The 26,985-nt window shown below is 65.5% G+C and carries 24 protein-coding genes; 13 read left to right on the top strand and 11 right to left on the bottom strand.

What is annotated here, in order from left to right:
* Positions 1-12: 12 nt before the first annotated feature.
* The 4 genes from ACVJ5M_RS23160 to ACVJ5M_RS23145 all read right to left on the bottom strand — a co-directional run bounded on the left by ACVJ5M_RS23160 (position 13) and on the right by ACVJ5M_RS23145 (position 4,762).
* Entirely contained in the window at positions 13-2,106 is a 2,094-nt protein-coding gene (locus ACVJ5M_RS23160; RefSeq protein ID WP_456679392.1) for a methyl-accepting chemotaxis protein, read from the bottom strand.
* 138 nt (positions 2,107-2,244) lie between these two features.
* Entirely contained in the window at positions 2,245-3,456 is a 1,212-nt protein-coding gene (locus ACVJ5M_RS23155; protein ID WP_085404603.1) for an MFS transporter, read from the bottom strand.
* Positions 3,456-4,307, bottom strand: coding sequence for a 3-deoxy-8-phosphooctulonate synthase (gene kdsA, locus ACVJ5M_RS23150; protein ID WP_354100063.1), 852 nt, complete (start codon positions 4,305-4,307; stop codon positions 3,456-3,458). Before kdsA ends, ACVJ5M_RS23155 begins: the two co-directional genes overlap by 1 nt.
* Before the next feature lie 128 nt (positions 4,308-4,435).
* Positions 4,436-4,762: an NIPSNAP family protein gene (locus tag ACVJ5M_RS23145; protein ID WP_063983065.1), complete on the bottom strand. Its 327-nt coding sequence runs from the start codon at positions 4,760-4,762 to the stop codon at positions 4,436-4,438.
* A gap of 184 nt (positions 4,763-4,946) precedes the next feature.
* Here ACVJ5M_RS23145 and ACVJ5M_RS23140 point away from each other — a divergent pair, with 184 nt between their 5' ends.
* The 3 genes from ACVJ5M_RS23140 (at position 4,947) to ACVJ5M_RS23130 (ending at position 7,766) form a co-directional block, all read left to right on the top strand.
* The gene (locus ACVJ5M_RS23140) at positions 4,947-5,621 is read left to right on the top strand and encodes a response regulator transcription factor (RefSeq protein WP_028156062.1); all 675 of its coding nucleotides are present in this window, start codon (positions 4,947-4,949) and stop codon (positions 5,619-5,621) included.
* Positions 5,618-6,994, top strand: coding sequence for a sensor histidine kinase (locus ACVJ5M_RS23135; RefSeq protein WP_354100062.1), 1,377 nt, complete (start codon positions 5,618-5,620; stop codon positions 6,992-6,994). Before ACVJ5M_RS23140 ends, ACVJ5M_RS23135 begins: the two co-directional genes overlap by 4 nt.
* 109 nt (positions 6,995-7,103) lie before the next feature.
* A complete protein-coding gene (locus ACVJ5M_RS23130; RefSeq protein ID WP_354100061.1) occupies positions 7,104-7,766 on the top strand; it encodes a class I SAM-dependent methyltransferase in 663 nt (220 codons plus the stop codon).
* A gap of 4 nt (positions 7,767-7,770) precedes the next feature.
* Here the strand turns inward: ACVJ5M_RS23130 and ACVJ5M_RS23125 are convergent, their stop codons facing one another.
* The 3 genes from ACVJ5M_RS23125 to tpiA form a co-directional block, all read right to left on the bottom strand.
* Complete coding sequence (locus tag ACVJ5M_RS23125) at positions 7,771-9,402, bottom strand: CTP synthase (RefSeq protein WP_014494987.1); 1,632 nt, start codon at positions 9,400-9,402, stop codon at positions 7,771-7,773.
* Between the two features lie 166 nt (positions 9,403-9,568).
* A complete protein-coding gene (secG, locus tag ACVJ5M_RS23120) occupies positions 9,569-9,955 on the bottom strand; it encodes a preprotein translocase subunit SecG (RefSeq protein WP_063983061.1) in 387 nt (128 codons plus the stop codon).
* Positions 9,956-10,095: 140 nt separating this feature from the next.
* Positions 10,096-10,851, bottom strand: a complete 756-nt coding sequence (gene tpiA / locus ACVJ5M_RS23115; RefSeq protein ID WP_354100060.1) for a triose-phosphate isomerase — start codon at positions 10,849-10,851, stop codon at positions 10,096-10,098.
* Between the two features lie 223 nt (positions 10,852-11,074).
* Between tpiA and ACVJ5M_RS23110 the strand changes: the two genes are divergently transcribed.
* The 4 genes from ACVJ5M_RS23110 to moaC are packed head-to-tail and all read left to right on the top strand — an operon-like array spanning position 11,075 to position 15,350.
* Positions 11,075-12,973, top strand: coding sequence for a peptidylprolyl isomerase (locus ACVJ5M_RS23110; protein WP_354100059.1), 1,899 nt, complete (start codon positions 11,075-11,077; stop codon positions 12,971-12,973).
* A gap of 14 nt (positions 12,974-12,987) precedes the next feature.
* On the top strand, positions 12,988-14,001 hold the full coding sequence (trpD, locus tag ACVJ5M_RS23105) for an anthranilate phosphoribosyltransferase (RefSeq protein ID WP_166341966.1): 1,014 nt from the start codon (positions 12,988-12,990) through the stop codon (positions 13,999-14,001).
* A 7-nt stretch (positions 14,002-14,008) separates the two neighbouring features.
* Positions 14,009-14,830: an indole-3-glycerol phosphate synthase TrpC gene (trpC, locus tag ACVJ5M_RS23100; protein ID WP_354100058.1), complete on the top strand. Its 822-nt coding sequence runs from the start codon at positions 14,009-14,011 to the stop codon at positions 14,828-14,830.
* A gap of 1 nt (position 14,831) precedes the next feature.
* Positions 14,832-15,350, top strand: a complete 519-nt coding sequence (gene moaC, locus ACVJ5M_RS23095) for a cyclic pyranopterin monophosphate synthase MoaC (RefSeq protein ID WP_166096900.1) — start codon at positions 14,832-14,834, stop codon at positions 15,348-15,350.
* 12 nt (positions 15,351-15,362) lie between these two features.
* Here moaC and ACVJ5M_RS23090 read toward each other — a convergent pair whose 3' ends face one another.
* A complete protein-coding gene (locus ACVJ5M_RS23090) occupies positions 15,363-15,956 on the bottom strand; it encodes a CGNR zinc finger domain-containing protein (RefSeq protein WP_354100057.1) in 594 nt (197 codons plus the stop codon).
* 139 nt (positions 15,957-16,095) lie between these two features.
* On the opposite strand from ACVJ5M_RS23090, the gene ACVJ5M_RS23085 reads away from it, so the two are divergent.
* Positions 16,096-17,511, top strand: coding sequence for an amidase (locus ACVJ5M_RS23085; protein WP_354100056.1), 1,416 nt, complete (start codon positions 16,096-16,098; stop codon positions 17,509-17,511).
* A complete protein-coding gene (locus ACVJ5M_RS23080) occupies positions 17,508-18,764 on the top strand; it encodes an MFS transporter (protein WP_354100055.1) in 1,257 nt (418 codons plus the stop codon). The genes ACVJ5M_RS23085 and ACVJ5M_RS23080 overlap by 4 nt, the downstream gene beginning before the upstream one ends.
* Here the strand turns inward: ACVJ5M_RS23080 and ACVJ5M_RS23075 are convergent.
* Complete coding sequence (locus ACVJ5M_RS23075) at positions 18,745-18,909, bottom strand: Flp family type IVb pilin (RefSeq protein WP_028149628.1); 165 nt, start codon at positions 18,907-18,909, stop codon at positions 18,745-18,747. The genes ACVJ5M_RS23080 and ACVJ5M_RS23075 overlap by 20 nt on opposite strands.
* A 311-nt stretch (positions 18,910-19,220) precedes the next feature.
* Between ACVJ5M_RS23075 and ACVJ5M_RS23070 the strand changes: the two genes are divergently transcribed.
* Positions 19,221-21,953, top strand: coding sequence for a bifunctional diguanylate cyclase/phosphodiesterase (locus ACVJ5M_RS23070; RefSeq protein ID WP_354100142.1), 2,733 nt, complete (start codon positions 19,221-19,223; stop codon positions 21,951-21,953).
* 12 nt (positions 21,954-21,965) lie between these two features.
* Here ACVJ5M_RS23070 and ACVJ5M_RS23065 read toward each other — a convergent pair.
* Both ACVJ5M_RS23065 and ACVJ5M_RS23060 read right to left on the bottom strand, forming a co-directional pair.
* Positions 21,966-22,905, bottom strand: a protein-coding gene (locus ACVJ5M_RS23065; RefSeq protein WP_425364243.1) for an IS630 family transposase whose coding sequence is annotated in 2 segments (ribosomal slippage) — positions 21,966-22,568 and positions 22,570-22,905 — 939 coding nt in all. Because the reading frame shifts where the segments join, the coding sequence is not laid out codon by codon here.
* 185 nt (positions 22,906-23,090) lie between these two features.
* Positions 23,091-24,428, bottom strand: coding sequence for a S41 family peptidase (locus ACVJ5M_RS23060; protein WP_085404589.1), 1,338 nt, complete (start codon positions 24,426-24,428; stop codon positions 23,091-23,093).
* Positions 24,429-24,735: 307 nt separating this feature from the next.
* Here ACVJ5M_RS23060 and ACVJ5M_RS23055 point away from each other — a divergent pair, with 307 nt between their 5' ends.
* From ACVJ5M_RS23055 to ACVJ5M_RS23045, 3 genes are all read left to right on the top strand, one after another.
* On the top strand, positions 24,736-25,869 hold the full coding sequence (locus ACVJ5M_RS23055; protein ID WP_456679391.1) for an alpha-hydroxy acid oxidase: 1,134 nt from the start codon (positions 24,736-24,738) through the stop codon (positions 25,867-25,869).
* A gap of 13 nt (positions 25,870-25,882) precedes the next feature.
* Complete coding sequence (locus ACVJ5M_RS23050; RefSeq protein ID WP_208087075.1) at positions 25,883-26,509, top strand: HAD family hydrolase; 627 nt, start codon at positions 25,883-25,885, stop codon at positions 26,507-26,509.
* 155 nt (positions 26,510-26,664) lie between these two features.
* Entirely contained in the window at positions 26,665-26,859 is a 195-nt protein-coding gene (locus ACVJ5M_RS23045) for a hypothetical protein (protein WP_354097626.1), read from the top strand.
* Positions 26,860-26,985: the final 126 nt, after the last annotated feature.

Genomic DNA, 26,985 nt, shown 5'->3' with positions numbered 1-26,985 from the left:
GCGCGCGCCAGCTTACGCCACCGCCCTCACCTTGCTGATAAAGCCGTCGACCTCCGACGTCAGCGAGGTCGACTGGCTCGACAGGTTGGCGGCGGCCTTCAGCACGCCGGACGCGGCGCGGCCGGTCTCGTTCGCCGCTGACGACACGGTTGCGATGTTGCGGGTGACAGTCGAGGTCGCTTCCGCCGTGTGCTGCACGGTGTTTGCGATCTCGGCGGTGGCCTTGTTCTGCTCCTCGATGGCGGCGGCGATGACGCGGTTGATGCTCGAGACCTCCTCGATGGTCTTGACGATGCCGTCGATCGCCGAGACCGCCTTCTGCGTCGCCCCCTGGATCTCCGTGATCTGGGCGCTGATCTCTTCGGTCGCCTTCGCCGTCTGGGAGGCCAGGTTCTTCACCTCGCTCGCCACCACCGCAAAACCCCTGCCGGACTCGCCGGCTCGGGCTGCCTCGATCGTTGCGTTCAGCGCCAGCAGATTGGTCTGGCCGGCGATCGAGGTGATGAGGCCGATAACCTCGCCGATGCGATCGGCGCCGTCGGCAAGCGCGCGCATGGTGCTGTCGGTTTCCTTGACGGTGACGACCGCCTGCTCGGTGGCGCGCGTCGCCTGCTCGACCTGACGGTTGATCTCGCGGATCGAGGCGTTGAGCTCCTCCGCCGCGGCCGCCACGGTCTGCACGCCGCCGCCGACCTGGTCGGCCAAGGTCGAGGCCGAGCCGGCCTGGGTCTGGGCCTCGGCCGCCGTGCCCGACATCGAGCGCGCGGTCATCTCCAGCTCGCCCGACGCGCTCGACAGCGTCTGTACCATCTGGCCGATGCGGCTTTCGAATTGCCGCACGAGGCCGGACAATTCGGCTGCACGCTTCTCCTTGTCGGCGCGCTCGACGGCCTGGTCGCAGGACAGGCGCTCGGCGTTGATCATGGCCTCCTTGAACACCTGGAGCGCCGCGGCCATGCGGCCGATCTCGTCGTTGCGGCCGAGACCCGGCACCTCGCCGGCGAAATCATGCGCCGCGAAACGGGTCATGACACCGGTGATCGCGGTCAGCGGCTGGGTGACGCGGTTGCGCATCAGCATCAGCCCGCCGACCGTCAGCGCCAGCGAGGCCGGCACCAGCAGGCCGAACAGGATCAGGCTGACGCGGGCGCGCGAGGCACCGTCTTCGGCCCGCGAGATCATGTTGGCGAGCGCGGTTTGTGTGACGATCACGACATTGTTGGCGCCGACAAGCTGACGATCGCGGTAGTCGATGCCTGCGACGCCGGCGGGCTCGCCGGCGAGCAGCTTGGTCGCAATGGCATTGCGTTCGTCGCTGAGCGCGCCGGAAATTTCCGGCTCGGCGTTACGGATCGCCTGCAACAGCTCGGGCGAGGCCACATTCGGGCTGAGATCGCGCACGACCACCCAGGACTGCTGGATGCGGCCGCGCAGATCGGCGAAGGTGACACCATCGGCCGCGGTCCAGGTCTTGTTGGCGAGGATCGAGGAGAACTGGATCAGAATGGTTTGGCCGGCATTGGCGCGGGCCTGCCAGGAGGCCTGCTTGGCGATCAGGAGGCGATCGACCACGGGATCGATCAGCGTCATCGCGTTGTCGACATGGGCGGTGACGTCGCCGATCGCGTCCATATAGGCGTCGCTGATCCTGGCCCAGCTCGGTTGCAGGTTCGCGTCACGCGCCGCCTTCTCCTGCTTCAGGGCAGTGACCGCGCGCGGCCGCAACTCCTCGAGCTGCGCCCAGATGCCGCGGAGCTTGTCGAGCTTTTCGGCAAGACCGGGCGCTTCGGCAGAGGCGAGGCTCTGCAAGGCCTGCGCGTAGTTCTTTTGCACCGTGGCTCGCTGCTCGGCGAGGCTGCTCATGACGCTGTCGGGCGCGGGGGCAGCCGACGCCAGATAGCTCAGCGTGTCACCGCGCTCCAGGCGGAAAATCACGAGCGTATTGGTCAGGTCGCGGCTGGCGACCGCGAGCGAGACGATGCGGTTGCTGTCCGAGTAGCGGGTGACCGCGAGCTTCAGCGCATAGGCGCAGATGACGACGAGGACGAGACCGAGAGATCCAACCACCGCCCCGAGGATGCGGGCGACCGAACGCTGCTTTTGCATCGACTGATCCATATTGCCGCCAAGACGCGGTTCGCGGGCAATCTACGGAGCGAACGATGAGATTTGATTTAAGATTGAACGGCTTTGGCTACCAATCTCTTCCGGGAAAATACGGAAACCGGTAGTTCGATACTCCCCTCAGACCCGTGCGTCCGAGGGTGCCCGCTGCTTGAGCAGCCGGGCGCAGACGAGACCAAGCGCCACCATGATCGCGGCGCTCGTGAGCAGGGTCGAGACCTTGCCACCGTGCTGGAGGCCAAGGCCATAGGCGATCGGGCCAACGGTCTGCCCCATGAAGAAGAAGAACGAATGCAGCGACATCGCCGTTGCCCGCGCCCCGATCGACAGCTCGCTGGCGAACACCTGCAGGCAGCCGTGGATCATGTAGAACCCCCAGCCCATCGCCAGCATGCTGGCGAATTGCAGCTTCCATCCGGGACCGAAGGCGAGCACGCCGAGCTGCAGTCCGACGAGGCCCGCGCCCGCAATCATCATGCCTCTCACGCCGAGCCACGGCAGGAAGCGTGAGACCGTGAAGGTGTAGAACAGTCCGCCGATCGCAAAGCCCGCGATCACGATGCCCGCGATCGACGGTGACTTCTCGCCGAGATCGAACAGCAGCGCGGCGATGAACGGAAACAGGCCGAATACGCAGCAGCCCTCGACGAAGACCGCCGAGTAGCAGTAGCGCGTGTTGGGGTTGGCGAAGATGGTCCGGTAGCCCTGCCGCAAGGCCTTCAGATCCGTCTTCGGCGGCGCCGTCAGCGCGGCACCGCGAAAGCCCGCCGCCACCGCAACGGCCGCGATCAGGCCGAGCGCGCCGAGCATCATGAGCACACCGCGCCAGCCGATGAGTTCACCGATGATGCCGGAGGCGGTCGCACCGAGCAGATTGCCGGTCATCGAACCCGCAAGCGTGCGGCCGATCGCGACCTGCCGCTTGGCGGGAGCAACGAGGTCGGCGGTCAGGCCGAGAGCAACCGGAAACACGCCACCGGAGGCGATACCAGCGAGGATGCGGCTCGCGAACAGGCCCGAGAAGGTGGTCGCGACCGCGCCAAGAATGCAGGAGACGCCAAGCAGCGCCAGGCACAGTGTCATCAACCGCGCCTTGCCGAACAGATCGGCGGCCGCTCCGATCACCGGCTGAACCAGCGCGTAGATCAAGGCGTAGCCGGCCGCGATGCTGGCGGCCGTCGTGATACTGATCGAAAAATCTTCCGCGACATGCGGCAGGACGGGATCGAGCGCGCGCGTGGACAACGCCGCCGAGAAGCTCGCGAGCGCGATGATATTGATCGCGGGCGGAAACTTCTGGTCGGACGACGGCCCGGTCGCAGGCTGGGACATCAGCGCGTTGTGCTTTTCGTCACCGCGTCGAATGCCATCAGCGTGCGGATCAGTCCTTCGAAGTCGCGCAGCGGCACCATGTTGGGCCCGTCCGAGGGCGCGCGATCAGGGTCGGGATGGGTCTCGATGAAGACGCCGGCAACGCCGACCGCGACGGCTGCGCGCGCCAGCACCGGCACGAACTCACGCTCGCCGCCGGAGGACGTCCCCTTCCCGCCCGGCTGCTGCACCGAATGGGTGGCGTCGAAGATCACGGGCGCACCGGTGGTGCGCGCCAGGATCGGCAGCGCGCGCATGTCGGAGACCAGCGTGTTGTAGCCGAACGAGGCGCCGCGCTCGGTGACGAGCACGTTGGGATTGTTCGCGGTCGTGATCTTGGTCACGACATTGGCCATGTCCCAGGGCGCGAGGAATTGCCCCTTCTTGACGTTGACGACCTTGCCCGTCGCGGCGGCCGCCAGCAGCAGATCGGTCTGCCGGCACAGGAAGGCCGGGATCTGGAGGATGTCCACGGCTTGCGCCACCTCGGCGCACTGCGCGGCGTCATGTACATCGGTCAGGACCGGCAAGCCGAGGGAGGCGCGGATCTCGGCGAAGATCGGCAGCGACTGTGCGAGCCCGAGACCGCGTGCCGCCGACGCGCTGGTGCGGTTGGCCTTGTCGAACGAGGTCTTGTAGACGAGTCCGATCTTCAGCCGCGCGGCGATCTCCTTCAGCGCGGAGGCCACCTCCAGCGCATGTTGGCGGCTTTCGAGCTGGCACGGCCCGGCAATGATCGAGATCGGCAGATCGTTGCCGAACCTGACTGTGCCAATGGTGACGACCGGCGCCGCTGAATTCGAAGAGCTCAAGGCCAATGTCCCTCGTTTCGGCGCGACCATAGCCGCCATCAGGGTCGGATCAACCCCATTCGCCCCGGGCCACCCGAATATCAGGGTTGCGCCGGGGTTCCGTGCGAGGCCCTTGCGCCGGCGGCCCCTTACTTCACCGCCGAGAAGGCGGTCGGCGTCAGGAGCTGGCTGACGATGTTGCCGACGATCTGGCCGTCCGCTTCGCTCTCGGCACGCGCCTTCATCCAGTCCGGGTCGGTCATGAACTTGCCCCACTTCGCTTCGCGGTCGGCGAGCGAATCCCACGCCAGGAAATAGGTCAGCTCCTGGTTGGATTCGCCGATCAGCGTGGTGAAGAAGCCGGCCTGCTTGATGCCGTGCTTCTCCCAGAGCTTCAGCGTGACCGTCTCGAACCGCTTCAGGAGCGCCGGCAGGCGGCCGGGCACGCAACGGTAGATGCGCATTTCATAGATCATTCTTGTTCCTCCCTGATGACGTCGGGGGTTATAACGGCTGGCCGTGACGGTGTCTTCGGCCCTGCCCGATACCGCCCGCGGCGTCTAGCGCATGGCTTGCCGGCCCCGATCGCACCCGGTTCCCGTAATGCTGCCGCAATGATACTGCCGCTACAACGCCTCGGTTGAGGCTCAGGTGCGGATCATGCGGATTTTGCTCGTCGAGGATGAAGCGGAGATGGCCGGAGCGCTGGCCTCGGCGCTCAAGCGGTACGACATGATCGTCGATCACGTGCCAACGCTCGCCGAGGCCGAAGAGGCCATTTCCGCCGACGTGCACGCCGCCGTGCTGCTCGATCGCCAGCTGCCCGACGGCGACGGTCTTGCCCTGATTCCGAAACTGAGAGCGCGCGCCGACGGTGTGCCGATCATCGTGTTGACGGCACGCGGCGAGCTCGCCGATCGCGTCGCCGGGCTCGACAGCGGGGCGGATGATTATCTGGCAAAACCGTTCGCGGTGGAGGAATTGCTGGCGCGCCTGCGCGCGGTGTTGCGACGGCCCGCCGGGCTTCAGCCCGACATCATTCGCGCCGGCCGCCTCGCCTTCGACTTCGGCCATCGCGAGGCGAGCGTCGACGGGGCTCCGCTCGAACTGCCGCGGCGGGAGCTCCTTGTGCTCGAAGCCCTGGTCCGCCGCATGGGCCGGACCGTGCTGCGATCGGCGCTGGAGGAAGCGGTTTACAGTTTCGACGACGAGATCCAGTCGAACGCACTCGATACGCATGTCTCGCGGCTGCGCCGCAAGCTTGCCGAAGCCGACGCGCACGTGGAGATCCACGGCATCCGCGGCGTCGGCTATCTGCTGAAGAAACTGCCGTGAGCAGGCACTCCGACCCATATTGCCTGCGCTCTCGGCTGAGCTGGCGCCTGCTTTCGCTCCAGGCCGCGCTGTTCGTCGCTTTGGTCGTCGTCATCATCGGCGCACTGTGCGCTACAGGCTTCGTGCTGGTCCAACGGGACGAAGACCGCGTGATCGACGTCGTGCAGAGCGCGCTCGCGCGCGACGCAGCCGGCGGCCTGACGCTGCGGCCGACGGCTGAGCTGAAAGCCTTGCGCGAGGAGACCCCCGACCTCTGGTTGCTGGTTCGCGACAGGCAGGGGCATTCGCTCAGTGAAGGCTCCGTACCGGCTGAATTCGCCGGGATCGGCGGCGCCCTCGACCAGATCAGCCAGGCGCGGCTCGGCTGGCAGCTCTTCGAGGACGATCCACGCAAGCCGGCGGCGCGGTTGAAACGCATCGACACGGCCGTCGGCAACGTGCAGGTCATCACGGCGACGCAGGGGAAGCTCAGCGGCGCCAAGGCGGTGTTCACGACGTCGCTCGTGTTGCTGGGCATCGCGCTCCCCGGCCTGCTGTTGATGGGGACCGCGACGTTCATCGCGACGCCGATGGTCGTGCAGCGCGCTTTCAGAGGATTGGACGCGACCGCAGACCAGGCCCGGCGGATCGATATCCATCAGCGCGGCGCGCGGCTGTCAGTGGAGCAAATTCCGCTTGAAGTCGTACCGCTCGTGGCCGCGGTCAATGACGCTCTGGCGCGGCTCGATCAGGGTTACGCCCGCCACAAGCGCTTCGTTGCCGACGCCGCGCACGAGCTGCGTACGCCGATCGCGATCCTGAACACGCGCCTGGAGTCATTGCCGTCGGGACCGGACAAGACGCGCCTGATCGAGGATGCGGCGCGGCTCGCGACGCTTGCCGAACAATTGCTGGATATCCAGCGGCTCGACCGTTGCGGGCATCCATTCGTGCCGGTCGACCTGGTCTCCGTCGCGCAAGGCGTTGCCGCCGACCTCGCACCACTGGCGATTGCGGCTGGCTATGAGCTGTCCTTCGACGCGCCTGCGGCGCGGATCGACGTACTCGGCGACGCGGCCGCGCTCGAACGCGCGCTGACTAACCTCGTGCAGAATGCCATCCAGCACGGCCCTCGCCGCGGCACGATCGTCATTCGTGTCAGCCGTCCCGCCAGCATCGAGGTCACCGACGAGGGCGCGGGCATTCCGGCCGATCAGCGCGAGCTGATCTTCGAGCCGTTCTACCGGCTCACGCCGCTCGATCGCGGCGCCGGCCTCGGCCTCAACATGGTGCACGAGATCATGCTCCTCCATGGCGGTCACGTTTCGGTCCTGGACGGACCGAACGGCGGTGCGTGCTTCAGGATGACGCTGCCGCCCCTGCAACAGGGCTGATTCAATTCGTCTCTGCGTCTCAAGCGCAATGCTGTCGCAATGCGCTCAGGCGACTCTTCGACCGCCTCACCTCTGCTTTGCGAGGCGCAATCGAAATGCCGGAGTGCGCATGCCCAACGATTTCCTCTCATTCTTCCTGTCCTGGATGTCGGCCCCGCGGCGGGTCGGCGCGATCGCGCCTTCGGGCGCAGCCCTTGCCGATCTCATCACCCGCGAGATCACCGCAACGACCGGCCCGATCCTCGAGCTCGGCCCCGGCACCGGCGCTTTCACCTACAAGCTCCTGAAACGCGGCGTGCACCAGCAGGACCTCACGCTGATCGAATACGGCTCGGACTTCACCAAGCTCCTGCAAATCCGTTTTCCCGGCGCGCGCGTGTTGTGGATGGATGCAGGACGGCTCACGACGGAGCGGCTCTATGACGGCGCGCCGGTCGGCGCCGTGGTCAGCGGCCTGCCGCTGCTCAATATGTCGACGCGCAAGGTCGTCTCCATCATTGGCGGTGCGTTCCGTTACGTCCGCCCGGGAGGCGCGTTCTATCAGTTCACCTACGGGATGAGCTGCCCGGTGCCGCGGCCGGTGCTCGACCGGCTGGGCTTGCGTGCAAAGCTGGTGGATCGCGCCTTGCTGAACGTGCCGCCGGCCGCCGTCTACAAGCTGACGCGACGGCCGCAGATGAAGATCGTCACGGGAACGCTTGCGCCCGATGCCTCAATGCCGGTCGCGCCGGCGCCGATGCACCTCGTGCGCGACTACACCGCTGCGCCCTGAGACATCACACCAGCCGCGACTGCACCATCGCCGCCTGAATGAACGAGGCGAAGAGAGGATGAGGCTCAAAAGGCCGCGACTTCAGCTCGGGGTGGAACTGAACGCCGATGAACCAGGGATGATCCTCGTACTCGACGATCTCCGGCAGCACGCCATCGGGCGAGAGGCCGGAGAATTTCAGCCCGTGCTGCTCGAGGCGGTCCTTGTAGGCGGTGTTGACCTCGTAGCGGTGGCGGTGGCGTTCGGAAATCTCGGTCGCGCCGCCATAGACCTGCGAGACGCGGCTGCCGCGGTTGAGCGCCGCGGGATAGGCGCCCAGACGCATCGTGCCGCCGAGATCGCCGGCCTTGGAGCGCTTCTCGAGCTCGTTGCCGCGCAGCCATTCGGTCATCAGGCCGACCAGCGGCTCCTTGGTCGGGCCGAACTCGGTGGAGTTGGCGTCCTCGATGCCGACGAGGTTTCGCGCGGCCTCGATCACCGCCATCTGCATGCCGAAGCAGATGCCGAAATACGGCACGTCGCGCTCGCGCGCGAACTGCGCCGCGCGGATCTTGCCTTCGGCGCCGCGCTGGCCGAAGCCGCCCGGCACCAGAATGCCATTGACGTGTTCGAGGAACGGCGCGGGATCTTCCTTCTCGAAGATCTCGCTCTCGATCCAGTCGAGATTGACCTTCACCTTGTTGGCGATGCCGCCATGCGAGAGCGCCTCGATCAGCGACTTATACGCATCCTTCATGCCGGTATATTTGCCGACGATGGCGATGGTGACGTTGCCTTCGGGATTGCGGACGCGCTCGTTGATCTGCTGCCAGCTTCGCAGCTCCGGAGGAATCCGCGAGCCGATGCCGAAGGCGGCGAGCACTTCGTCGTCGAGGCCCGCGTTATGATAGGCCTCGGGCACGGCGTAGATGTTGTCGACGTCGCGCGCCTCGATCACGGCGCTTTCGCGCACGTTGCAGAACAGCCCGAGCTTGCGCCGCTCTTCCTTCGGGATCTCGCGGTCGGTGCGGCAGAGCAGGATGTCCGGCTGGATGCCGATCGAGCGCAGCTCCTTCACCGAGTGCTGCGTCGGCTTGGTCTTCAGCTCGCCCGCGCTCGGGATGTAAGGCAGCAGCGTCAGATGAATGTAGACGGCATGATCGCGCGGCAGCTCGTTCTTGAGCTGACGAATCGCCTCGAAGAAAGGCAGGCCCTCGATGTCGCCGACGGTGCCGCCGATCTCGACCAGCACGAAGTCGTAATCGTCATTGCCGGAGAGGACGAATTCCTTGATGGCGTTGGTGACGTGCGGAACCACCTGGATGGTCGCGCCGAGATAATCGCCGCGCCGCTCCTTGGAGATGATGTCCTGGTAGATGCGCCCGGTGGTGATGTTGTCCTGCTTGGTCGCAGGCCGGCCGGTGAAGCGCTCGTAGTGACCGAGATCGAGATCGGTCTCCGCGCCGTCATCGGTCACGAACACTTCGCCGTGCTGATACGGCGACATCGTTCCAGGATCGAGGTTGAGATAGGGGTCGAGCTTGCGGAGGCGGACCTTGTAGCCCCGGGCTTGCAACAGGGCACCGAGTGCCGCTGAAGCCAGACCCTTGCCGAGCGAAGAGACCACGCCGCCGGTGATGAATATGTACCGCGCCATGGGACTTAACCTCTAATCCCTCGAATTCGATTCGCCAAAGCGATTCGTATTCCGCCCCAAATATTTTGCGGGCCTGTGGGTGAGCCAAAACTAAGAGTGGTGACAGAGCCTTGATGGGGATTCTTGATGCAGGACGGTAGAAGCCGCCCTGCATGGCCCCCCTGCTTTATTGCGAGCGCGGCACCTGCGGGCCGGCTGGCGCCTGGTTCTGCTGCTGTTCGTCGGCCTTCTTCAGCGAATCCAGGATGCCGCCCGAGGTCGGCGGCGCGATCGGGGCGCCTCCGGCCGGCTGGGTCTGGGACGCCGGCGCGCCGATGATCGACGAAGGCGCCCGGTTGTAGCCGGCATGCCAGGACAGGAACAGGCTGGTGAGGAAGAAGCCCCCAGCCAGGATCGCGGTGGTCCGCGTCAAAAGGTTCGCGGTGCCGCGGCTCGACATGAAGCCTGCGCCTCCGCCCATGCCGAGGCCGCCGCCTTCCGACTTCTGAAGCAGGACGGCGCCGATCATGACGGCGACGATCATGAGGTGAATGACGATGACAACAGTCTGCATAGTGTCCTTCCGTCACAAGCCGACAGCGCCGAGACGGCGGCCGATCGCGCTTCGCGGGTTTTCCTGAAGTTGCGCGGTGTTACACGATCGGAAGAGGCATTGCCACCCCCCGATCGGCCACGGCCGCGCTTTGAGATTAGCTAGGGGCAGCCCTTCGCAATCGCAAGGAAATCGGCCGCCTTCAGGCTGGCGCCGCCGACCAGCGCGCCGTTGACGTTTTTCACGGACATCAGCTCGGTCGCGTTCGACGGCTTGACCGAGCCGCCATAGAGGATGCGCATCCTGGCCCCGTCCGCCCTGAACCGGGAGGTCAGGAGTTCCCGGATAAAGCTATGAATCTGCTCGACATCCTGGGCCGTCGGGGTCAGGCCGGTGCCGATCGCCCAGACCGGCTCATAGGCCACGACCAGGTTGGCGGCGGTCGAGCCGTCCGGCAGCGAGCCGTCGAGTTGGCCGCGCAGGATGTCCAGTGTCTGGCCGGCATCGCGCTGGCCCTGCGTCTCACCGATGCAGACGATCGCGGTGACGCCGGCGCGCCAGGCGGCCTCGGCCTTCTGCCGGATCAGGGCATCGCCCTCGCCGTGGTCGGCGCGACGCTCGGAATGGCCGACGATGATGGCGGTCGCACCGGCATCGGCCAGCATTTCGGCAGCGATATCGCCGGTATGGGCGCCGGAGGCCTTGGGGTGGCAATCCTGCGCCCCCACCGCGACCTTGCTGCCGCGCGCCTTGTCGGCGAAGGCCGCGATCAGGGTCGCCGGCGGGCAGACCAGCAGGTCGGCCTTGGCGGCCACCTCTGCCGCGCCTTTGAGCATGGCGTCGAATTCGGCAGCCGAGCCCTTGAGGCCGTTCATTTTCCAATTGCCGGCGATCAGCGGTCGGATGGCGTCGGTCATGTCAATTTCCAGCAAAATGAGGTTTGTGCATCCGCTAGCAGAGCTGTCGCGGCAGTTCCAGAGAGCCCAGGGCTTTTAACCGCAGCGTCGAGGGACCGCGTGGCCTGAGGTTGCGGGGGGAAAGCCACCACTTTATGATGATTGATCAATTTGGTGACGCGCTTTTGCGGAATCTGCATTAAGACGCGCTCCCGTTCCCCTCCTGCCAAACAAGTTGGACCAAATGCTTCGAGGAATGCGCAAGGCCTCATCAAACTGGCTCGGCAAGACCATTATGGCCGTGGTGATGGGCGTGTTGATCATCAGTTTCGGCGTTTGGGGCATCGCCGACATCTTCAAAGGCTTCGGGCAGTCCACGGTGGCCAAGGTCGGCAGCACCGAGATTTCGTTGAACGAGTTCCGGCAGACCTATACCGACCGGCTGCAACAGATCAGCCGCCAGTTCGGCCGGCCGCTGACGCCTGACCAGGCGCGTGCCTTCGGCCTCGACCGCCAGGTGCTCCAGCAGACGATCGCGGAAGCCGCCCTCGACGAAGAAGCCCGCCGGCTCGGGCTCGGCCAGTCCGACGAACAGATCCGCCAGGTCATCATGAACGACCCCAACTTCAAGGGCGTCGGCGGCAGCTTCGATCCGAACCGCTTCCAGGCCGTGATCCGCAATTTCGGCTATACCGAGCAGCGCTACGTCTCCGAGCAGCGCAAGGTGTCGCTGCGCCGGCAGATCACCGGCACGATCGGCGCCGGCCTCGAACCGCCGAAGGCCATGATCGACGTGCTGACGCGCTTCCAGAACGAGCAGCGTGCGATCGAATTCGTCAGGCTCGACGCCGCGCAGGCCGGCACCATCGACGCTCCCTCGCCCGAAGCCCTCGCCGCCTATTTCGAGGACCATAAAGTCCAGTTCCGCGCGCCCGAATATCGCAAGATTTCCTTCGTCGTGGTCTCGCCGGAAGAGATCGGCAAATGGAGCGAGGTCTCCGACGAGGACGCCAAGAAAGTGTTCGACCAGCGCAAGGACCGGCTCGGCACGCCGGAGAAGCGCCAGATCCACCAGATCGTATTCCCCAACGCCGCCGAGGCGCAGGCCGCACGCGAGCGTCTCGCCGGCGGAATGTCGTTCGAGGACCTCGGCAAGGAGCGCGGGCTGAGCAGCTCCGATGTCGACCTCGGGCTCGTGACCAAATCGTCGCTCGACCCCGCGGTCGGCGATGCCGCCTTCGCGCTTCCCGCGGGCGAGATCAGCCAGCCGATCCAGGGCCGTCTCGGCACGTCCATCGTCAAGGTCGACAAGATCGAGCCGGGCAGTGAAGCGAACTACGCCAGCCTTGTCGGCGACATCAAGCGCGAGATCGCCACCGAGCGCGCCCGCGTCAAGGTCAACGATCTCCGCGACAAGATGGAAGACGAGCGCGGCGGCGGCGCCAGCGTGATCGATGCGGCGCAGAAGCTCGGCCTCACGGCCGTGACCATCGACGCCGTCGACCGCTCCGGCCGTACCCCGAACGGCCAGCCAGTCACCAGCATCCCGCAGGGCCTCGACGTGGTGTCGCAGGCCTTCAACACCGATGTCGGCGTCGACAACGACGCGATCTCGTTCAAGGGCGGCTATGTCTGGTACGACGTGCTCGCCATCACGCCCTCGCGCGACCGCAATCTCGACGAGGTCCGCGACCAGGTCGAGGCGCGCTGGCGCCAGGACCAGATCGCCGCCAAGCTGAAGACCAAGGCGACCGAGATGGTGCAGAAGCTCGAACAGGGCGGCAAGCTCGCTGACGAGGCCGCCGCGATCAACGCCAAGGTCGAGACCGCCTCCGGCTTCAAGCGCGACGACTCGCCCGCCGGCGTGCCCGCCAACGTCGTTGCGGCCGCCTTCCGCACCGCCAAGGACGGGGTCGGACAGACCGCGGTGAGCGGCGGCAGCGAGGTAATCGTCTTCCGCGTCACCGACATCGTCGAACCCGCGGTCGACGCCGCGTCCGACGCGGTGAAGAAGCTGAAGGACAGCCTCGACCGCGCGCTGACCGACGAGCAGGTCGCCTCCTACGTCAACAAGCTTGAAACCGACATCGGGACCACCATTAATCAGGCCGCCTTCGCGCAGGTGACCGGCGCGAACCAGTGAGTTGAAAGCACGCGATGGACGACCTGAAATCGATCATTGGAAAAGTGGCGACCGGCGCCAGCCTGTCGCGTGACGAAGCGGCTTCCGCCTTCGACGCCATGATGTCCGGCGAGGCCACACCCTCGCAGATGGGTGGCCTCCTGATGGCGCTGCGGGTGCGCGGCGAGACCGTGGACGAAATCACCGGCGCGGTCTCGGCGATGCGCTCCAAGATGCTCACGGTCGACGCGCCCGCGGACGCCGTCGACATCGTCGGCACCGGCGGTGACGGCTCCGGCTCGGTCAACGTCTCGACCTGCGCGTCCTTCATCGTCTCGGGCACCGGCCTGCCGGTGGCCAAGCACGGCAACCGTGCGCTGTCGTCGCGCTCGGGCGCCGCCGACGTGCTGGCGTCGCTCGGCGTGAAAATCGACCTCAGGCCCGAGCAGGTCGGCCGCTGTGTGCGCGAATGCGGCATCGGCTTCATGTTCGCCCCTGCCCACCATCCGGCGATGAAGAACGTCGGCCCGACCCGGGTCGAGCTTGCGACACGCACGATCTTCAATCTGCTCGGCCCCCTGTCCAACCCGGCCGGCGTCAAGCGCCAGATGGTCGGCGTGTTCTCGCGGCAATGGGTGCAGCCGCTTGCGCAGGTGCTGAAAAACCTCGGCTCGGAATCCGCCTGGGTGGTGCATGGCTCCGACGGCCTCGACGAGATCACCCTCACCGGCCCGACCTTCGTCTCCGCGCTCCATAATGGCGAGATCCGGAATTTCGAGGTGACGCCGGAGGACGCCGGCCTACCGCGCTGCGATCCCGGTGCGCTCAGGGGCGGTGACGCCGACGCCAATGCGATCGCCTTGCAGAGCGTGCTCGACGGCAAGCCGAGCCCCTACCGCGATGTCGCGCTGATCAACGCCGCCGCAGCGTTGGTCGTGGCCGGCCGCGCCAAGGATCTCAAGGAAGGCGTTGCGATCGGTGCGAAGTCGCTCGACAGCGGCGCCGCGAGCGCGCGGCTGAAGCATCTGATCGCGGTCTCGAACGGTTGAGCCTGACATGTCGGACATCCTGACCAAGATCGAAGCCTACAAGCGCGAAGAGATCGCAGCCGCCAAGCGCGCGCAGCCGCTCTCGGAAGTCGAGGCCAAGGCCGAGGCGCAAGGAGTCCCGCGCGGCTTCGTGCGCGCGATCAAGGCCAAGCACGCCAATGGCGACTACGCGCTGATTGCCGAGGTCAAGAAGGCCTCGCCGTCGAAGGGGCTGATCCGCGCCGATTTCGATCCGCCGCTGCTCGCCAAGGCCTATGAGGCCGGCGGTGCAGCCTGTCTGTCGGTCCTGACCGACACACCATCGTTCCAGGGCCATCTCGACTTCATGGTGGCGGCGCGCGCGGCGACGTCGCTCCCGGTGCTGCGCAAGGATTTCATGTTCGACACCTATCAGGTGATCGAAGCGCGCGCGCACGGCGCCGACTGCATCCTGATCATCATGGCCGCGCTCGACGATGCCACAGCCAAAGATCTCGAGGACGCCGCCCTCACCTACGGCATGGACGTGCTGATCGAAATCCACGACCGCGCCGAGCTCGACCGTGCGCTGAAGCTGCGTTCGCCGATGATCGGCGTCAACAACCGCAATTTGCGCACCTTTGAGACCACGCTCGCGACCAGCGAGACGCTGGCGCCGCTGATCCCTGCGGAACGGCTGATGGTTGGCGAGAGCGGCATCTTCACGCCCGCCGATCTCGCCCGGCTCGAGCGCGTCGGCATGTCGACCTTCCTGGTCGGCGAGAGCCTGATGCGCCAGGCCGACGTGACCGCCGCCACCCGCACGCTGCTTGCGCGCGAGAACGTGCCGCGCGCGTCGGGTACGCGCTGACATGGCGCGCAAGCCCGCCAAGGCCAGGCAATCCAAAGCGAAAGCCGGCCCTGCCCTCACCCATATCGGCGCCTCCGGCGAGGCGCGGATGGTGGACGTGTCGGACAAGCCCGCGACCGAACGGCTCGCGGTCGCCGAAGGCCACGTCGTCATGACCAAGGCGACGCTTGATCTCATCGTCTCGGGCAACGCCAAGAAAGGCGACGTGCTCGGCACCGCGCGCATCGCCGGCATCATGGCCGCCAAACGCACCTCGGAGCTGATCCCGCTCTGTCATCCCCTCGCGCTGTCGAAGGTCACCGTCGACATCGAGCCCGACCCGAAGCTGCCAGGCTGCCTCGTCCGCGCCAGCGTGAAGGTGACGGGCCCGACCGGCGTCGAGATGGAGGCGCTCACGGCGGTGTCGGTCGCCTGCCTCACCATCTACGACATGATCAAGGCGGTCGAACGCGGCGTGCGCATCGAAGGCATCCATCTGGTCGAGAAGCTCGGCGGCAAGTCGGGCCACTACCGCGCCTGAGCGCCGCGTGATCTATTTCGCCTCGCGCTGCCGCTCGCGATAGGCGCGCGTCTTCATCCGGTTGCCGCACAGCGTCGACATGCACCACCGCCGCGTCGATGGTTTCGACCGGTCGAAGAACACCCGGCGGCATTCCTCCGACGCGCACATCTTCAGCCGGTCCAGTGTTCCCACAAGCGTTGCGTCATGGAGCTCGATCGCGATGGCCGAGAGGCCTGCGAGCGCATCCTCGCGCGCTGCCGACAGCATCGCGCCACGGCCTGCGCGCGCCTCCACCCGCAACGGAAACGGCGCGAGCGCCTCATTAAGAGTGCTGAGAACGCTCCTGTTCCGGGGCCGCTCGGCAGGCTCACATTGCAGATAGGCGCGCAAGGCGCCGCGCAGTCGTAGCGCCGTCTCAAACATCGCGGGCGTGACACGCCCGCCCTCGGCGCCAAGGCCGCGTTCCCGCATCCAGTCCGCAAGTTCCTTCGGCCCGCCGAGCTCATCGCTCTCCGGGTGCTCCACGCCGAAATGCATGAAGTGGCGAACATCGAGCGTGTTGGCGAAATCGTAGACGTTCGCCAGCGTGTCGGGAACCTGGAATTTGCGAGACTCTTTCGACATCGGGACACCAAAGATTGGAACACCAGTAAAACAGATTTACTGGTTGACAGCAAGCGACACCTGTATCCTAATTATACTAGTGTCGAATCCTTCGGGATCGAGCGCCCATTGCGATCACCAGAACGGAGACCCCGAACCGATGGCCGACGCCCTGCACTATCTCGAACTCACCGCGCTCGCAGCACGCCTCAAGGCGCGCGACATCTCCGCGCTGGACGTGACGCGCGCGCAACTCGACCGTATCGACGCCATGGACCGGGGTCTCGGCAGCTACGTTCACGTGATGGCAGAAACGGCCATCGCCGAGGCAAAAGCCGCGGACGCCGAAATCGCACAGGGCCGGTATCGGGGGCCGCTGCATGGCGTGCCGATTGCGCTCAAGGACCTGTTCTGGACCAAGGGCATTCCGACGGCGGCCGGCACCATGCTTCATCGCGACTTTCGTCCCCACGAAGACGCAACCGTCGTGCGCCGGCTCAAGGACGCAGGCGCCGTGATACTCGGCAAGCTGCAACTCACCGAGGGCGCCTATTCCGATCACCATCCATTGGTGACGCCGCCGAAGAATCCGTGGAATGCGAGTTACTGGCCGGGCATTTCGTCCAGTGGCTCGGCGGTCGCAACCGCTGCCGGGCTTTGCTTCGGCTCGCTCGGCTCCGACACCGGCGGTTCGATCCGCTGGCCCTGCGCCGCCAACGGGCTGACTGGATTGAAGCCGAGCTGGGGTCGCGTCAGCCGACACGGCGCGTTCGAGCTGGCCGCGACGCTCGACCACGTCGGACCGATCGGCCGCAGCGCAGCCGATGCGGGCGCGCTGCTCGGCGTCATTGCCGGACACGATCCCAACGACCCGACCTCGGTGTTCAATCCGGTGCCCGACTATCTGGCCGCGGCCGCACAGGACGTGCGGGGCTTGCGCATCGGCGTCGATGCCGCCTGGAACAGCGACGACGTGGACGTTAAGACACAGCACGTGCTGGCAGACGCCATCGATGCGTTCCGCGCGCTAGGCGCCGGCATCGTCGATGTCAGATTTCCCGACGTCATGCAGGCGATTGCCGACTGGACACCGAATTGCGCGGTGGAAGCCGCGGTCGCGCACGAGGCGACCTATCCTGCCCGCAAGAACGAGTATGGTCCGATGCTCGCCTCGCTGATCGAGGCCGGTCGCGCTCTCTCTGCTCTCGATTATCAGAAGATCCTGCTGCGGCGGCTGGCGCTGCGCGGCCGTGTCACCGCGCTGTTCGAGACCATTGACCTGCTGCTGATCCCGGTACACCCGTTCCCGCCGGTGACGCTCGCCATGATCCAGACGCTCGGCGAGCAGCCGGATCTGATCGCGAAGCTGCAGCGCTACACCTGCCCGTTCGACATGACCGGTCATCCCACGATCACGCTACCAGGTGGTGCATCGGCCGACGGACTGCCGATCGCGTTCCAGCTCGTCGCCGCTCATCTCGACGAGGCCATGCTCGTGCGCGCCGGCGCGGCGTTCCAGCGTGCCACGTCCTGGCATCGCCGCCATCCTTCCCTCAGCTCGCGGAGGCAGCATTGACCGTTCAATCCACGCTCGTTCAGCGAAGCATTTTCCATGGCTGGTTCGTGGTCGCGGCGGCGTTTGCCGTCATGTTCGTCGGCTTCGGCTCCGCCTACACGTTCAGCGCATTTCTGGAGCCGCTCCAGCGCGATTTCGGCGCCTCGCGCGGTTCGATCTCGCTCGTGTTTTCGATTGCGGGCTTTCTGTACTTCGCGCTCGGACTCGTCAGCGGTCCCCTCGCCGACCGGCTCGGCTCGCGTCCGCTGGCCATCGCCGGCATGATCCTGATCGCGGTCGGACTTGCGGCGGCGAGCGCGGCACGTTCCCTTGTCGAGGTCTATCTCGCCTACGGGCTGGGCGTCGGCCTCGGCCTCGGCTGCGCCTATGTTCCCGCGATCGGCGCGGTGCAACGCTGGTTCGTCAAGCGCCGCGGCTTCGCCTCCGGGCTCGCGGTGAGTGGCATCGGGCTCGGTACGCTGGCGATGCCGCCGCTGGCCTCATTGTTGATCGCATCGGTGGGCTGGCGCGGCGCCTATCTGGTGCTGGGCGCGATCGCGCTGGTGCTGGGCGGCGGAGCGTCGCTGCTGATCGAGAACGATCCGAAGCATCGCGGCCTCGGACCCGACGGCGATCCGCCTCGCGAGGCCGCGGGCGCAAGCAATGCCGGCGGCGCTTCGGTGCGAGAGGCGGTCCGGTCGACGCGATTTGTCGCCCTCTACGTATCGTGTCTGGTCTGCTCGTTCGGCGCCTTCGTCCCGTTCGTCCATCTGGTGCCTTACGCGCGCGACCACGGGGTCGCGGCGTCCTCAGCGGTGCTGCTGCTCGGCGTGATCGGGGCCGGCAGCACCGCAGGCCGCTTCTTTCTCGGCGCGCTCGCCGACCGGATGGGCCGCGACCGCTCGCTCATCATGGTCCTGGTCGGAATGGCGTTCGCGATGGCGATCTGGGCCATCGCCGCCGATGTCTGGACCCTCGCCGCTTTTGCCTTCGTCTACGGCGTGTTCTACGGCGGCTGGGTCGCGGTACTGCCCGCTGTGATCATGGATTATTTTGGCGGACGCAACGTCAGCGGAATCATCGGTATTCTCTACACCAGCGTGGCGTTCGGCACGCTGGTTGGCCCGAGTGCGGCCGGCTTCGCCTATGACGTCAACCACAGCTATACGTTGCCGATCTTGATCAGCGCCGCCGCGAACGTCGTCGCGGCGCTGATCGTGGCGGCGATATTAGCGCGCAGCGGAGCCCACGCGATCAGCGCAGCGAAGAGCTGATCGACCCGAATTTGGCGTTAAGCTTGGAGCCCATGCCGTTCACGACGGAAATGATGGCCAGCGCGATGCCGGCGGCAATCAGGCCGTATTCGATCGCGGTCGCACCACGCTCGTCGGCGAGGAAGTTCTTCAAGGTGTTTGTCATCGTCGTGTCCTCTCTGTGTCGTCGGCAGGCATGTTCGCAAGTCACGTGCCAATGCCGACTCGAGGATCGCCAACATCTTAGATGGTTAAGCCTTGGTTGACCGTGGCACGACCGGCAGGAATTGACCGGCATCGCGAGAGAGTCCGGCAATTCCTGCACGTCTTGCGTCGCGCGCATCGATTGCTTTTGTACGCGGCCGTTCATGTCGCATTAACTGCGCTTCCTAACTTCGCCTCCATATCGTTTCCGTAAACCAACGGATGTTCTCGGGATCAAGAAGCGATCCTGACGTGTGCGCGGCAACGATCGACATGATGACGAAATACGGCAGTCGCCTCTTTGACCAGGTCTTCGTGCGCAGCGGACCGATCCGCTGGCTGGTGGTGGGCGGCACGTTGCTGATCGCGGCCATCGCCATTGGCTCGGTCCTGATGGCGCAGAATTTCCGAGAGCGCGCGCTGCGCAACAGCGGCCGCGAGCTGGAAAACACCGTCCTTCTGCTCGCTCATCATTTCGATCAGCAGTTGCAGGATTTCGCGGTCATCCAGAAGGATTTCGTCGACCACGTCCGCGCAACCGGCATCGCAAGCGCCGAGGACTATCGCAAACGCCTCTCCGGCCAGGACGTCCACCGGATGCTGCGCTCGAAGATCGAGGCGCTGCCCTACATGGGCGGCGTCAACATCAGCGATGCCGAAGGCAATCTCATCAACTCGTCGACGGCGTGGCCGGCCCCCAAAGTGAACGTCGCCGATCGCGCCTATTTTCGCACTTTCAAATACGATCCTTATTCGCCGAACGTGCTGATCGAGCCGGTGCACAGCCGCGTCTCCGGCGCCTGGACCATCCTGATCGTGCGCAAGATCGTGGGACCGAACGGCGAGTTCATGGGCGTGGTCGGACGCGGCATCGAACCGGCCAATTTCGAGAAGTTCTTCGCCTCCGTCGTGCTCGGCGAAGGCGCCACGATCTCGATGCTGCATCGCGACGGCACGCTGCTCGCTCGCTATCCCCATTCCAGCGAGCAGATGGGCAGGAATTTCAAGACCGGCCCGTTCGAGCAGCAGAGGATCTTCGGGCTCGATCACTTCGCCGGCCGCATCATGAGCCCCGTCGACGGCGAAGACCGTCTGATCTCCTCGCGTGCCCTGCCCCACTTCCCGATCCTGATGATGGCAACCACGACGCGCGCGGCGGCGCTAACGGACTGGCGCGAGCAGATCGGCATCCTGATCTCGGTTGCGGGCGCCTCCGCGCTCGCCATCGCGGGCGTGCTGATCGCGATTGTGCGCAAGCTGCTGGAGCAGCACCGCGCCTCTCGCGAGCGGCTGACGCTGGAGAAGCAGCGCCTCGACCGCGCCGTCAACAACATGACGCAGGGCCTGCTGCTGTTCGATGCCGAGCGGCGGCTGGTGATCTGCAACCAGCGCTACATCGAGATGTACGGCCTGTCAGCCGAGGTGGTGAAGCCCGGCTCCAGCTTCCACGACATCATCGCCCACCGCAAGGCGACCGGCTCGTTCACTGGCGACATCGGCGACTATGTCGTCCGTGTGCTGCGCGACATCCATGTGCGCAACTCCATGGTGGTCGACACCTCCGACGGGCGCTCGATCCACATCCTTAACGAGCCGCTCGCGGACGGCGGCTGGGTGGCGACCCACGAAGACGTCACTGAGCGCCGGCGGACCGAGGAGCGCATCACCCACCTCGCCCATTACGACGCGCTGACCGACCTGCCCAACCGCACCATGTTCCACGAGCACCTACGCGCGGAGCTCGCCGCCATCGCCGGTGGCGAAGAGATCGCGGTGCATTACATCGACATCGACGAGTTCAAGGGCGTCAACGACGCGCTCGGCCATCTCGTCGGCGACGAGCTGTTGAAATCGATCGCGACGAGCCTCAGCCGCTGCGCGGGTCTGCAGGACTTCGTGGCGCGGCTAGGCGGCGACGAATTCGCCATCGTACAGAGCGCGGTGACGTCGCTGGAGCAGGTCAACGAACTCGTCGCGCGGGTCTTCCAGGCCATCCGCGCGCCGTTCGACTGCATGGGCCATCATCTCACCACGGACGCCAGTATCGGCATCGCGCTGGCGCCACGACACGGCACCGCGCTGGACCAGATCCTGAAGAACGCGGACATGGCGATGTATGCCGCCAAGGCCGCCGGACGCCGCACCTATCGCTTCTTCGAGCCGGAGATGGACGCCAAGGTCCGCGAGCGGCGGCAGCTCGAGATCGATCTGCGCCACGCCATCGCCCAAGGTGGGCTCGAAGGAGGGCTCGAGGTCTACTACCAGCCCTGCCTCGCCCTGAAGGACGACCGCATCACCGGCTGCGAGGCGCTGGTGCGCTGGCGCCATCCCGAGCGCGGCATGGTCTCGCCCGCCGAGTTCATCCCGATCGCCGAAGACACCGGCCTGATCAACGAGATCGGCGAATGGGTGCTGGCCACGGCCTGCCGCGATGCCGCCAACTGGCCCGACGACATCCGCCTCGCCGTCAACGTCTCGCCGGTGCAGTTCAAGAGCGGCACGCTGGCGCTGAAGATCATGGCGGCCCTTGCCGCCTCCAATTTGCCGGCGAGCCGGCTCGAGCTCGAGATCACCGAGGCCGTGCTGATCCGCGACGACGACACCGCGCTTGCGATCCTGCATCAGCTCCGCACCATCGGCGTGCGCATCGCGCTCGACGATTTCGGCACCGGCTACTCCTCGCTGAGCTATCTGCACCGCTTCCCGTTCGACAAGATCAAGATCGACCGCTGCTTCGTCAGCGACATCGCCGGTCCCGACGGCTCCGCGAGCATCGTGCAGGCCGTCGTCAACCTGGCTGCCGCCCGCCGCATGACCACCACAGCCGAGGGCGTCGAGACCGAGGAGCAGCAGCGCCTGCTCCGTGCGCTCGGCTGCTCCGAGATGCAGGGCTATCTGTTCAGTGCCGCAAAACCGGCCGACAAGGTGCTGGAGCTGTTCGCGCTGCACCGCAGCCGCCTCGCCCAGCGCGGCGGCGAGGAAAGCCGGCACCGCGAGGCCAGCTAAAGCGTGATGGCATTAAGTTCGATAGCCTGAATTTTTCAGGTAATTGGCGCATTCCTCGGGGGTGAAGGCATCGAGTGCGTGGCCGATTGCGGCGCAGACCGCGTCGACGGTTCGCGCGGCAGCTTTGCGGAGCAGATGCTTGAGCTTGGCAAAGACCTGCTCGATCGGGTTCAGGTCGGGTGAGTATTTGGGCAGGAAGAAGAGTTTGGCGCCGACCGAACGGATGAGTTGGCGAACTGCTTTGCTCCTGTGGCTACCGAGGTTATCCAAGACGACGATATCGCCGGGTCGAAGGACAGGCAGAAGAACCTTCTCGACATAGGTGCGGAAGCTCACGCCATCGATCGGCCCCTCGATGAACCATGGTGCATCGATCCGGTCATGGCGCAGCGCCGCCAGGAAGGTCATGGTCTTCCAGCGGCCGTGGGGAACCGTGGCAGGAAGTCTGTGCCCGCGCGGCGCCCATCCCCGCAAAGGCGCCATATCGGTTCTGGTCCATGTCTCGTCGATGAAGACGAGCCGCTCAGCTTCGACGCGTCCTTGATATTTTGTCCACTGGGCTCGCCGCCGCGCGACCGCGGGTCGATCGCGTTCGCCAGCCGCCACGCTTTTTTTTGAAGCTGAGCTTCTCGGCATGCACGAAGTCCCACACCGAGTGATAGTCGACCTTCAGGCCGCGTCCAGCAAGCTCGGCAACGAGCCCCCGTATAGTGAAATCGCCGTCCTTGATCCGTTGCGACAGCCAAACCGCGTGGTCTCCCGAAACCGCCTTCGGCTTATGACCGCCCATCTGACCAGGCTCAACGCTGCCGGTCTCCTCTACCCGTTGCATCCAACCGATTGCTGTGCTGATCGCGACCCCAAACTGCTTGGCTGCCTGATTGCGGGACATCCCGCCCTCGATCGCGGACACGACACGCTTGCGAAGATCCAGAGAATAAGGCTTGCCCATCCATGCTGGCCTCCAACCCAGCCAGCATGGTGAATCAGAAACACACCGATTTGGGAATCCCAAATCGATTCAACCTAACCCCATCCTGCTTTAGGGCGGTCTTCCCAACAATTGGAAGCGTCACCGCACGAATTCGCCCGGGAGCGGTCATCCGCTCCCGGGCGATATCTGGACGTCGTAAGGTTTTAGTTCGGTACCGCCGCCTTCGGCGCGGGCTTGGCGGCGACCGCATTCGCGGTCACGCCGTGCAGGAAGTCGTAGGCCGCATGCAGGGCCTTGTCGTCCTTCTCTTCCGGCGGGACGTAGGACTGCGATCCGGTCTGCTCAGTGCCGTCGGCGGCCTGCAGATGGCCGCGCATCTGCGACTCCGCCATCGTATCCATCCGGCCCTTCAGCTCGGGTGGCACGTCCTGCAGGATCTCGATGTCGGGCGCGATGCCCTGGGCCTGGATCGAGCGGCCCGACGGCGTGTAATAGCGCGCCGTGGTCAGCGCCAGCGCGCCATTGCCGGCGCCGAGCGGAATGATGGTCTGCACCGAGCCCTTGCCGAACGAGCGCGTGCCGATGATCGTGGCACGCTTGTGGTCATGCAGCGCGCCGGCGACGATCTCCGAGGCCGAAGCCGAGCCGCCATTGACCAGAATCACCAGCGGCTTGCCCTTGGTGAGGTCGCCGCCATGGGCGGTGAAGCGCTGGGTCTCTTCGGGATTGCGGCCGCGGGTCGAGACGACCTCGCCGCGCTGAAGGAAGGCGCTCGACACCGAGACGGCCTGGTCGAGCAAGCCGCCCGGATTGTTGCGCAGGTCCATCACGTAGCCGACCAGCTTCTCCGGCGGAACGTCCTTGGAGATCGACGCGATCGCCTTCTTCAGGCCGTCAGTGGTCTGCTCGTTGAACGAGGTGACGCGGATATAGCCGATGTCGCCGTTCTCGACGTGGAAGCGCACCGGACGCACATGGATGATCTCGCGCTTGATCGCGACGTCGAGCGGAGCGTCGGCGCCCTTGCGCACGATGGTGAGCTTGGTCTGGGTATCGACCGGCCCCTTCATCTTGTTGACGGCCTGCTCGAGCGTCATGCCCTGCACGGCATCGCCGTCGATCTTGCTGATGAGGTCGCCGGACATGATCCCGGCCTTGGACGCCGGCGTGTCGTCGATCGGCGAGACGACCTTGACCAGGCCGTCCTCCATCGTGACCTCGATGCCGAGCCCGCCGAACTCGCCGGAGGTGGTCTCCTGCATCTCGGTCCAGGCCTTGTCGTTCATGTAGCGTGAATGTGGGTCGAGCGAGGTCACCATGCCGGTGATCGCACCCTCAATCAGCTTGGAATTGTCGGGCTTCTCGACATAGCTCGCCTTCACCCGCTCGAACACTTCGCCGAACAGATTGAGCCGGGAATAGGCATCATCCGCGCTCGCTGCCGCCCGTGCCGCCCATACTCCACCGTGCGGGCTGGCGACCAGAAGGGTTAGACACGCTCCCGTGAGTGCGCCCAGGGGGAACAGCAGGTTTTTCCGCATGGATAGACTGGCCTTCTTGCTTGGAGCTTTGCTTTGGGCTTGTGAGGCGCCATGCAAATGGCGATCCAGCCCGCTGTTCACAATACCATTCTGGTTTCTTCAAGGCCGGGACGCCACGCTGGCGGGTACATCGTAAAAATCTCTTCGCCCGGGCCTAAACTTTTGGCAACGTTCCGAAACCGTTTCGCGCAACGCGGGAATCGGCCGGCCGGCCCACGCCTCTCAGCTATGCGATTTTAGGATGGTTTTGGAGGGCCGGACACGATAGGCGATGACAATAACGCTTCAAATTCTCGGGAGGACAACAATGAATGACGCGCCCCGCATCCGGCCGGAAAGGAACGTCGAACTCGGCGCCAGCGCCGAGCCATTCCAAAACCTGCACGAATTCATCCGCAAGGCGCGCGCCAACCTCAACCAGAACGCCTGGGACTATATCGTCGGCGCCGCCGAGACCGAGACCACGATGCGCCGCAACCGCATGGCGCTGGACGAGATCGCCTTCCGGCCGCGCGTGCTGCGCGACGTCCGCGAGGTCGACGGCTCGGTCGAGCTGTTCGGGCGCCGGATGCGGCTGCCGGTGGTGCTGGCCCCTGTCGGCGCACTGGAGATCTTCGATCCGGATGGCGCGGCGAGCGTCGCCCGCGCCTGCGGCACCTTCGGCGCGGCGCACATGCTGAGCTCGGTGTCCGAGCCCGGCCTGGAGAAGACCGCCGAGGCCGCCCCTGATGCGCTGCGGCTCTATCAACTCTATGTGCGCGGCGACGACGATTTCGTCGCCGATGTCGTCAGCCGGAGCGAGAAGAACGCCTACGCCGCCTTCTGCCTGACCGTTGATACCGCCCATTACAGCCGTCGCGAACGTGACATTGCCAAGCGCTATGTTCGCGAGAGCCGCCTGCGCGCCACCGGCGGCGATTACCAGAAGGGCCTGGAGTGGCGGACCGTGAAGATGATCAAGGACAAGTTCAAGATCCCGCTCATCCTGAAGGGCATCGCCACCGCCGAGGACGCCCGGATCGCGGTCGACCACGGCGTCAAGTGGATCTACGTCTCCAACCATGGCGGCCGCCAGCTCGATCACGGCCGCGGCGCCATGCATGTGCTGCCCGAGATCGTCGACGCCGTGAAGGGACGCGCCAAGATCATGGTCGACGGCGGCTTCTGCCGCGGCACCGACATCGTCAAGGCGATCGCGGCGGGCGCGGACATGGTCGGCATCGGCCGGCTGCAATGCTGGGCATTGGCCGCAGCCGGCGAGGCCGGCGTGAGGCGAATGCTGGAGTTGCTCGAGGACGAGGTGCTGCGCTGCCTAGGCCTCTTGGGCGCCACCTCGTTCGCCGAGGTCGACAAGTCCTGCCTGCACCAGGCGACCGCAACGAATGCGCCGAGCGTGTTCAGCGCGTTCCCGCTGTTCGACCATGACCCCTATCGATATTGAGTGAAAGGATGCAATGAGCTCGCTCTCTCCCGGCAGCGCGGACGCGCTCCTGTTCGATCTCGGCCGCGTCGTGCTCGACATCGATTTCTCCAAGGCGATCGCCTGCTGGGCGGGACATGCCGGCTGCAAGCCGGAAGCCATCGTCGCGCGCTATGTACGGGACAGCGAAGCCTATCGGCTGCACGAGGTCGGCAAGATCAGCGACGAGGCCTATTTTGACTCGCTGCGCGTCTCGCTCGGGATCGGCATCTCGGACGCGCAGTTCCTGGAGGGCTGGAACGCGATCTTCGCCGGCGAGATGCCCGATATCGCCGAGCTGCTGCCGCGTGCGGCCAAGCAGTTGCCGCTCTACGCCTTCTCCAACACCAACCGGCCGCATGTGGACCACTTCTCGAAGGAATATGCCGCCCTGCTCGGCCATTTCCGCGAGCTGTATCTGTCGTCCAGCATCGGCCTGCGCAAACCCGATGTGGAGGCCTTCGACCATGTCGTGGCGGCGATCGGCGTGCCCGCGAACCGTATCGTGTTCTTCGACGATCTTGCCGAGAACATCGAAGGAGCGCGGTCGCGCGGCCTGACCACGGTCCACGTGACCTCGCCCCGCGACGTCGGGAACGCCCTCAAGGCGCTCGGAATCTGATCTCTGGCCGGCAAGCCGACGGGCCGCGAATGGAACTATTTTGCCTGGGGGCGAGGAACCAAAACCCTTTGTGCATTTTTATACGGAGTTCCCGGAACGATTGCCCCTCTCAGGACTCATGAGTCCGTTGGGAATTCTACATCGGGCTTATCGTCGTGTTGGGCAAAACCTACCTCACCAAGCAGGCCTCTCTGCTGATGAAATTCGCCAGGACCACATCGGATTCTGAGCTTTCCGCCAAGCTGATCAGCAAGGCCGCCGACCTGAAATCCCAGGCCGACCCGCTGCCTGACAGGGATCAGGGCCCCGCAGCGCCGGACGTCAGTCCGTACAAGCAGCCGGGGGGCTGACCGATGCTGGCCGTGGCTCTCGTCTTTCTCGTCCTCGCCATGGCCATCCTCGTACCGGTCTGTCTCGCCTTCTGGATCATGCCGCGGCGGACTTGATGCTCACCCTTCATCGCAGAGCGGATGACG

The sequence above is a fragment of the Bradyrhizobium sp. S3.7.6 genome, assembly GCF_054061875.1.
This window is presented reverse-complemented; position numbering and strand designations above follow the sequence as displayed.

What these genes read in the sequence shown, in the direction of transcription:
- ACVJ5M_RS23140 (WP_028156062.1), top strand. Translation starts at nt 4,947, where the DNA reads ATGCGGATTTTGCTCGTCGAGGATGAAGCGGAGATGGCCGGAGCGCTG.
- ACVJ5M_RS23075 (WP_028149628.1), bottom strand. Translation starts at nt 18,909, where the DNA reads ATGACAAACACCTTGAAGAACTTCCTCGCCGACGAGCGTGGTGCGACC.
- ACVJ5M_RS23050 (WP_208087075.1), top strand. Translation starts at nt 25,883, where the DNA reads ATGAGCTCGCTCTCTCCCGGCAGCGCGGACGCGCTCCTGTTCGATCTC.
- trpD (WP_166341966.1), top strand. Translation starts at nt 12,988, where the DNA reads ATGGACGACCTGAAATCGATCATTGGAAAAGTGGCGACCGGCGCCAGC.
- ACVJ5M_RS23060 (WP_085404589.1), bottom strand. Translation starts at nt 24,428, where the DNA reads ATGCGGAAAAACCTGCTGTTCCCCCTGGGCGCACTCACGGGAGCGTGT.
- ACVJ5M_RS23130 (WP_354100061.1), top strand. Translation starts at nt 7,104, where the DNA reads ATGCCCAACGATTTCCTCTCATTCTTCCTGTCCTGGATGTCGGCCCCG.
- secG (WP_063983061.1), bottom strand. Translation starts at nt 9,955, where the DNA reads ATGCAGACTGTTGTCATCGTCATTCACCTCATGATCGTCGCCGTCATG.
- ACVJ5M_RS23125 (WP_014494987.1), bottom strand. Translation starts at nt 9,402, where the DNA reads ATGGCGCGGTACATATTCATCACCGGCGGCGTGGTCTCTTCGCTCGGC.
- ACVJ5M_RS23160 (WP_456679392.1), bottom strand. Translation starts at nt 2,106, where the DNA reads ATGCAAAAGCAGCGTTCGGTCGCCCGCATCCTCGGGGCGGTGGTTGGA.
- trpC (WP_354100058.1), top strand. Translation starts at nt 14,009, where the DNA reads ATGTCGGACATCCTGACCAAGATCGAAGCCTACAAGCGCGAAGAGATC.
- moaC (WP_166096900.1), top strand. Translation starts at nt 14,832, where the DNA reads ATGGCGCGCAAGCCCGCCAAGGCCAGGCAATCCAAAGCGAAAGCCGGC.
- ACVJ5M_RS23070 (WP_354100142.1), top strand. Translation starts at nt 19,221, where the DNA reads ATGATGACGAAATACGGCAGTCGCCTCTTTGACCAGGTCTTCGTGCGC.
- ACVJ5M_RS23145 (WP_063983065.1), bottom strand. Translation starts at nt 4,762, where the DNA reads ATGATCTATGAAATGCGCATCTACCGTTGCGTGCCCGGCCGCCTGCCG.
- ACVJ5M_RS23055 (WP_456679391.1), top strand. Translation starts at nt 24,736, where the DNA reads ATGAATGACGCGCCCCGCATCCGGCCGGAAAGGAACGTCGAACTCGGC.
- ACVJ5M_RS23110 (WP_354100059.1), top strand. Translation starts at nt 11,075, where the DNA reads ATGCTTCGAGGAATGCGCAAGGCCTCATCAAACTGGCTCGGCAAGACC.
- tpiA (WP_354100060.1), bottom strand. Translation starts at nt 10,851, where the DNA reads ATGACCGACGCCATCCGACCGCTGATCGCCGGCAATTGGAAAATGAAC.
- ACVJ5M_RS23155 (WP_085404603.1), bottom strand. Translation starts at nt 3,456, where the DNA reads ATGTCCCAGCCTGCGACCGGGCCGTCGTCCGACCAGAAGTTTCCGCCC.
- ACVJ5M_RS23090 (WP_354100057.1), bottom strand. Translation starts at nt 15,956, where the DNA reads ATGTCGAAAGAGTCTCGCAAATTCCAGGTTCCCGACACGCTGGCGAAC.
- ACVJ5M_RS23085 (WP_354100056.1), top strand. Translation starts at nt 16,096, where the DNA reads ATGGCCGACGCCCTGCACTATCTCGAACTCACCGCGCTCGCAGCACGC.